We start from the raw sequence: 7,154 nt of genomic DNA on the forward strand, positions 1-7,154 counted from the left end.
GACCGCGTCGTGCTCGCACACGCCGACCGCGACCCCGATCCCGGCCTGCACGTCTCCCTCGCGGAACGCGGAGCCCACCTCGGCTACGACGGCTTCGCACGACCCCGCACCCGCTCCGATGCCGAGCTGCTCGCCCTGACGGTCGCTGTCGTGGAGCGCGGCGCCGGGGACCGGATCGTGCTCGGTGGCGACGTGGCTCGTCGCACGCGGGACGTCGCCTACGGCGGCATGCCAGGACTCGCCTACCTCGGCGAGCGCTACCTCCCACGCCTGCGCGACGCGATCGGCGACGAAGCCGTGCACCGGATGCTCGCGACCACACCGGCCCGACTGCTGACGCTCTCCACCTGAACCCGAGCATGGGCCGGAACAAGAGCATGCACATGGGCATCCACATCCGCATCCGACAGCCCCGAGGAGACACCGTGTCAGAGCCGACCGTCCTGCATGCCACCTTCACTGCACGACCAGGCACCGGGGACATGGTGGCCACCCTGCTGCGTGCGTTCGCCGATGTCGTGCGCGCCGAGGAGGGCAACCTCGTCTTCGACGCGTCCCGGCTCGTCGACGATCCCGACCGCTTCTTCGTGTACGAGGTCTACCGCGATGAGGCGGCCTTCCACGCCCATCTCTCAGCCCCCGCCGGTGTCCCCTTCAACGCCGCGCTGCAGGAGCTCATCGTCGAACCCTCGTCGCAGCTCACCTTCCTCCGTCGGATCTGACGATCCGTCGCCGTCAGCGATCGAGCCGAGGATCCCGCAAGGACGCCATCGCCTCGACGAGGCTTTCGTGGATGTACTCGAGCTCGGGTGACGTGAAGCTCGACCAGTCCGCCTCGGCGGCATCGCGGTCGTCCACGCCCGCGTCTTCCGCCGATCCGTTCCACGTGGATGCGTCCGTTCCGTCCGCGTCCCACGTCTGCTCCTGCGGAACGTGGGCGTATACCCACCAGAGATTTCCCGAGGGATCGGCGAAGCGCGAGAACGTGTCTCCGAAGAAGTCCGTCGGCCGGGTCACGATACGGGCGCCGAGTCCGACGGCTCGTGCGAGCGTTCCCTCGACGTCGTCGACGTACACCTGGATGAATCCGGGGGTGAAGGGCCAGTCCGGCTTACGGTCGGCGACCGTGATGACGGAGTCGCCGATGCGCAGCTCGGAATGCAGGATGAGTCCGTCGGTGTCGACGGTGCGGGCCTCGGGGACATCGGTCGCCCTGAAGACCTCGATCACGAAGTCGATGATGCGGGCGGCGTCATCGGTCATGAGGAAGGGGTTGATGGTGTTCGATCCAGCCGGGCGGGCGGGTGTGCTGCTCATGGCGTGAGTCCTTTCGTCGCGATCACTCTGACAGTCACCGCGGACAGATCCTGACCTCGATTCCCGGACTCGATCGTGGAATTCCATCCCCCGCCCGCGTCCGGCAACGAAGAAGCCCCCCACCCGGAGGTGAGGGGCTTCTTCAGCGTTGCGGTGTCACTCGTAGAGCACGGCCGCGATCTTCTCATCGTCGATGTTGCTCTTGTCGTACCAGTACGAACCGGTGTCGTAGAACTTCTCGACGGAGTCGCCGTTGGCGGCGTCGTAGGCGGCCTGCACGACCTGTGCGCCGATGCCGATCGGGTCCTGCGTGATGGCGCCGGCCATGGTGCCGTCCTTGATGGCGTTGATCTGCGCTGCGCCGGAGTCGAAGCCGACGATCGTGATCTTGCCCTTCTCGAGGCCCAGCTCGTTCACGGCGTTCACGACACCGATGGCGGAGCCTTCGTTGGTGCCGTAGATGCCCTTGAGGTCGGGGTGGGCCGCGATCAGGGTCTTGGCGATGTCGGCCGACTTGAGGTGGTCGCCGTCACCGTACTGGATGTCGACGATCTCGATGTCGGGGTAGTCCGCCTCGATCTTGTCGACGAAGCCGTCGCGGCGCTCGACACCGGTCGAGTTGATCTGCGAGTGACCGACGATGGCGACCTGGCCCTCGCCGCCGATCAGGTCGGCCATGTGCTCGGCAGCGAGCGCACCGGCGACCTTGCTGTCGGTGGCCGACAGGCTGAGCCCGACGTCGCCGTTGCAGGGGGCGTCGAAGTAGACGACGGGGATGTCCTTCGCCTTGGCCTGCTCGAGCGGGGCGACGCACGCCTCGGGGTCGAGGGCGGCGTAGGCGATGGCGTCCGGGTTCTTGTCGATCGCGGCGGTCAGCATCTCGAGCTGCTGCGCGATCTCGGTCTCGGCGGCAGGACCCTCGAACGTGATCTTCACGCCGAGCTCCTTCGCCTTGTCCTCCGCTCCCTTCTTGACGGCCTGCCAGAACTGGTGCTGGAAGCCCTTCGAGACCATGGCGATGTACATCTCGCCGTCGCTGCTGCCGCCGCTGCTCGAGCCCTCTTCGATCACGTCGCCGCCTCCGCCGGCACAGCCGGCGAACACCAGTGCGGATGCGGCCACCAGGGCCACGAGTGCGGTCTTCTTCCCGAATTTCATGAAAACTCCATTGTTTGGGTACGACTCGGTTTGTTCTGTGTGGATGCCGGACGAGCCGGCGCTGTGGACATTCCAGGTGCCTGTGCGGATGTCTCCGCGGGGTGTCGGCCGGGGCCGGAGGACGACGACGGGCACGGGTTTTCGCCGCCGTCCAGGTCTCAGGTGCGCTGTCGGTTGCGCAGCGAGTCGAGGAACACCGCGAGCAGCACGACCACGCCGACGACGATGTTCTGCCACTCGGGCTGGATCGACATGATGCGCAACCCGTTCACGAGCACGCTCATGATGAGGGCGCCGATCACGGTGCCGAGGATGGATCCGCGTCCTCCCAGCAGCGAGGTGCCGCCGATGATGACCGCGGCGATTGCCTGCAGCTCGTATCCGGTGCCGATCTGCGGCTGGGCCGAATCCAGCCGCGAGGCGATGACGATGCCGGCGACCCCGGTGAAAGCTCCGGCGAACATGTAGATGAGGATCGTCCAACGACGCGTGTTGACGCCCGAGAGGCGCGTGGCCTCCTCGTTCGAGCCGATCGCGAACGTGTACCGGCCGAGGAGCGTCTTCGACAGCACCAGGTACGCGATGACCGCGAGCACCGCTGTCACGAGCACGGCGTTCGGGATGCCGGGGATGATCACGCCGAGGGCGATCTTCTTGAAGTCGGGGGCCGACGTCGAGAAGTAGATCGGTGCGACACCCGAGATCACGAGGGCGAGGCCGCCCGCGATCATCATCATCGCGAGGGTGGCGATGAACGGCGGGAGGCGGAGGAACGTGATGTTCACACCGTTCACGAGCCCCATCAGCACACCGGTCAGGATGCCGCCGATCACGCCGACCCACACCGGGAGCCCCATGTTGGTCACGAACACACCCGTCATCACGGCGCACAGCGCCATGCCGGTGCCGATCGACAGGTCGATGCCGCCGGTGATGATGACGAAGGTGGTGCCGAGGGCGAGGATGCCGATGACCGCCGTCGACAGCAGCACCGTGGCGATGTTGCTGAAGGTGAAGAAGTTCGGGCTGGCGATCGAGAAGAAGATGATCAGCACGATGAGCGTGCCGAACGCCAGCGACTGCTGGAACTGACGTTTCAGGAACGCGCCGACGTCTCTCTTGTCCGTGTTCTCGTTCACGGCGGTCTGGATGATCGTCGTCGTCGACGATCCGGGCTGCTGCGGAGCGCTCATCAGTCTTCCTCCCCGTGGGCTGCGAGTTGCATGATCTTCTCCTGGCTTGCTTCCTCGTTGCGGAGCGTCCCGGTGATGCGGCCGTTGGCGAACACCGCGATGCGGTTCGCCACGCGGAGGATCTCCGGGAGCTCGGATGAGATGACGATGATGGATTTGCCTGCATCAGCGAGCTGCTGCATGAGGCGGTAGATCTCCTCCTTCGCGCCGACGTCGATGCCTCGCGTCGGTTCGTCGAAGATGAGGATGTCGCAGTCGCGCATCAGCCACCGGGCGATGACGACCTTCTGCTGGTTGCCTCCGGAGAGGAGCTTGACCACCTGGTTGACCGAGGGGGTCTTCACCCGCAGCTGCTGCACGTACTCCTTGGTGCGGTTCTTGGCCTTGCTGTCGCCCATCCAGCCGATCGCGTTGGCGTAGGAGCCGAGCGAGGCCAGCACGGTGTTGAACGTCACGTCCTGCTCGAGCATCAGCCCGAGGAGCTTGCGGTCCTCCGAGAGGTAGCCGACGCCGTGCTGCACCGCGTCGGCGGGCTGGGCGATCTTCACGGTGCGACCGTCGATCGCGATGGTGCCGCCGTCGCGATGGTCGGCGCCGATCACCGCCCTCGCGGTCTCGGTGCGTCCCGCACCCATCAGCCCGGCGAACCCGAGGATCTCGCCCTTGTGCAGCTGGAAGGACACGTCCTTGAGAAGGTTCCTGGTCGACAGCCCCTGCACATCGAGGACGATCGGGTCGTTGGCGTGCTCGCGGGCCTGAGGACGGGTTCCCTCGTCGATCACACGTCCGACCATCATCTCGATGATCGTCGGGATGGTGATCTCGGACCGGTCGAGTGATCCGATGTATGTGCCATCACGCAGGACGGTCACCCGATCGGCCAGGCGACGCAGCTCGTCCATGCGGTGCGAGATGTAGACGATCCCGGTGCCACGCGCCTTGAGCTGCTCGATCAGCACGAACAGCGTCTCGACCTCGGTGTCGGTGAGGGCCGAGGTGGGCTCGTCCATGATGAGCACCTTGGCGTTGAACGACAGGGCCTTGGCGATCTCGACCATCTGCTGCTCGGCCACCGTGAGCTCGCCGACGAGTTGCCGCGGGTTCAGGTGGATGTCGAGGCGCTGCAGCAGGTCTGCGGTCTGGGCGTTGAGCTTGCGCTCCGACAGGAACGGGCCCGTCGTCGGCTCCCGCCCCACGTAGATGTTCTGCGCCACGGTCAGATCGGGCATCAGGTTGAGCTCCTGATGGATGATCGTGATGCCGAGCTCCTGCGCCTGAAGAGGGCTCGTGAGCTCGACCTCCTGACCCTCGAACGTGATCGTCCCCTCGTCCTTGGTGTAGATCCCGGAGAGGATCTTCATCAGGGTCGACTTTCCCGCGCCGTTCTCACCCACGAGCACGAGCACCTCGCCGGCGTGCACCTCGAGGTGCACGTCCTTCAGCGCCTGCACGCCGGGGAATCCTTTGCTGATCCCCTCGACCCGGAGGATGGGTCCACTCATGCGCTCACCTGCTTCCTTGAAGGTTCTGCTTCGATGTCGACGGATCATTCCGTCGCAAACATCGGATCAATTCTGCGTCCTACGCTACGGGCAGCGCAAGTTGTATCTAAATGTATCTAACGTCGACGAGGTTGGGAAGACCTGTAATGACATCTTGATCCTTCCCGCCCTTCGCCGACTCAGTGCAGGCGGATCGACTCGACCGCGACGAGCTTGTCGCGGATGTAGGCGTTCGCGTGGGCACCCAGCTCGACGTTGTCGTTCCAGAGGTTCCGCCAGATGCCGAGCATGCGGCTGAGGTCAGGGGCGACGACCGCCGACGAGAACGACTCGAACACGATCGGGCCGTCGTACCCGATGCGCCCGAGCGCCTTGAAGAACGCGTCGAAGTCGACGGTGCCGGTTCCCAGATAGCCGCGGTGGCTCTCGCCGATGTGCACGTAGCGCAGGGCGGGTGCGGCATCGAGGACCGGCGCGAACATATCCGACTCCTCGATGTTCATGTGGTACGTGTCGATGTGGATCCCGAGATTCGGCCGGTCGACCTCGGCGACGTACGCGAGAGCCTGCCGCGCCGTGTTGAGCACGTTCGTCTCGTAGCGGTTCACGACCTCGAGCGAGACCGACACTCCGCGCTCGGAGGCATGGTCGGCCACCCGCGCGATCACGTCCCGGCTGCTCGCGAGCCCTTCGGTGGTCACCGGCTCCATGTACTTCTTCATCGCGCTGTAGATCACGCCGCAGAAGTGCTTCCCTCCGAGATCCGCGAGCACGTCGACGGCCTTGATGAGCAGGGCTTCACCGGCTGCAACGATCACGGGGTCGGAGCTCGTGACGTCGGTCGCCTCGGACAGGCCGAGCGACGCACTGACGTCGAGGCCGTATTCCTCGAGAGCATCCTTCGCGACCGCGACGTCGAAGGAGAACGGATCCATCAGCGGGAACTCGATGAGGTCGAAGCCCGCCTCCTTGGTCTTCTGCACCGCCAGACGGATGCCCTCGGCATCGAAATTCCCCGTCCAGACCAGACCGTGACAGCCGATGTTCATGAGACCTCTCACAGCGGGTGTCCGGCACCGTCGCCGCCCCGGACTTGGCACGTGCCAAGTCCGGTGTGCGAGTCACGCTACGTCGGGGGCGGCAGCGGTGTCAAGAACTTTCTTGGCACGTTGCAACTCCTCCGATATCCTGAGGCCGCCACCGCGGTCAGGAGCCCCGATCGCCGCGGCGACGATGAAGACAACGAAGACGAAGACGAAGAAGACGAAGGAGCCCCATGCCAGCGAGCGTCAAGGACGTCGCCGCCCTCGCGGGAGTCTCCTCCTCCACCGTGTCGAACTACCTCAATCACCCGCACGTGCTCGGAGCCGCGAGCCGCGAGCGGGTACGGGCCGCGATCGAAGAGCTCGACTTCGTGCCCAACGAATCCGCTCGGCAGCTGCGGGCCGGCTCGAGCAAGGCGCTGGCGCTCATCCTCCTCGATGCCTGGCTGCCCTACTTCCACGACCTCTCGCGCGGCGTCGAGGACGTGGCGCGCGAGGGCGGCTGGTCGCTCTTCTTCAGCAACAGCGACCGCGACGAGACACAGGAGCGACGCAACCTCGACATGTTCGAGGCGCACCGTGTGCAGGGCATCGTCATCTATCCGCTCGGCGACGTCGTACTGCGCCTCGAGGCGCTCGCCGATCGCGGCATCCGCTCGGTCGTGGTGGGACCGATCCCCGACTCATCGAAGGTCGCATCCGTGCTGTTCGACGATCGTGCCGGCGGCCGCCTCGCGGGGAAGCACCTCGTCGATCTCGGGCGACGACGCATCCTGTTCCTCGGCAACCCGGCGGTGAGCCAGTCGAACGATCGTCTGGCCGGGCTCCGCGAAGCCGTCGCCGACACGGACGCGACGGTGTCGACGGTCGAAGTGCCGCACTTGGCGACCGAGGACGGCCTGGAGGCCGGCATGCGGATCATCGCCCTGCCCCCCGCCGAG

7 protein-coding genes and 1 pseudogene are annotated in these 7,154 nt (G+C 65.8%); 3 read left to right on the forward strand and 5 right to left on the reverse strand.

All coding sequences use genetic code 11. The features are described 5' to 3' along the window. A pseudogene (locus DSP71_RS16540) lies at window positions 1-351 on the forward strand (aryldialkylphosphatase); the annotation flags it as partial. Between the two features lie 74 nt (window positions 352-425). Further along, window positions 426-722, forward strand: a complete 297-nt coding sequence (locus DSP71_RS16545; protein WP_258546503.1) for a putative quinol monooxygenase — start codon at window positions 426-428, stop codon at window positions 720-722. A 13-nt stretch (window positions 723-735) separates the two neighbouring features. Here DSP71_RS16545 and DSP71_RS16550 read toward each other — a convergent pair whose 3' ends face one another. The 5 genes from DSP71_RS16550 to DSP71_RS16570 all read right to left on the reverse strand — a co-directional run bounded on the left by DSP71_RS16550 (window position 736) and on the right by DSP71_RS16570 (window position 6,219). Then, window positions 736-1,317: a glyoxalase/bleomycin resistance/extradiol dioxygenase family protein gene (locus DSP71_RS16550; protein WP_113681624.1), complete on the reverse strand. Its 582-nt coding sequence runs from the start codon at window positions 1,315-1,317 to the stop codon at window positions 736-738. Window positions 1,318-1,473: 156 nt separating this feature from the next. Continuing rightward, complete coding sequence (locus DSP71_RS16555) at window positions 1,474-2,475, reverse strand: ABC transporter substrate-binding protein (protein WP_058633100.1); 1,002 nt, start codon at window positions 2,473-2,475, stop codon at window positions 1,474-1,476. 158 nt (window positions 2,476-2,633) lie between these two features. Next, complete coding sequence (locus tag DSP71_RS16560) at window positions 2,634-3,668, reverse strand: ABC transporter permease (RefSeq protein WP_179515770.1); 1,035 nt, start codon at window positions 3,666-3,668, stop codon at window positions 2,634-2,636. Then, window positions 3,668-5,170, reverse strand: coding sequence for a sugar ABC transporter ATP-binding protein (locus tag DSP71_RS16565; RefSeq protein ID WP_046747533.1), 1,503 nt, complete (start codon window positions 5,168-5,170; stop codon window positions 3,668-3,670). The genes DSP71_RS16560 and DSP71_RS16565 overlap by 1 nt, the downstream gene beginning before the upstream one ends. A 179-nt stretch (window positions 5,171-5,349) precedes the next feature. After that, window positions 5,350-6,219, reverse strand: coding sequence for a sugar phosphate isomerase/epimerase (locus tag DSP71_RS16570; protein WP_061015291.1), 870 nt, complete (start codon window positions 6,217-6,219; stop codon window positions 5,350-5,352). A 227-nt stretch (window positions 6,220-6,446) separates the two neighbouring features. On the opposite strand from DSP71_RS16570, the gene DSP71_RS16575 reads away from it, so the two are divergent. Continuing rightward, window positions 6,447-7,154: LacI family DNA-binding transcriptional regulator (locus DSP71_RS16575; protein WP_258546504.1), on the forward strand; the 708-nt coding region annotated here is incomplete at its 3' end.

The organism is Microbacterium sp. H6, from assembly GCF_003314775.1.
In the GTDB taxonomy this organism is placed as follows: Bacteria; Actinomycetota; Actinomycetes; order Actinomycetales; family Microbacteriaceae; genus Microbacterium; species Microbacterium oxydans.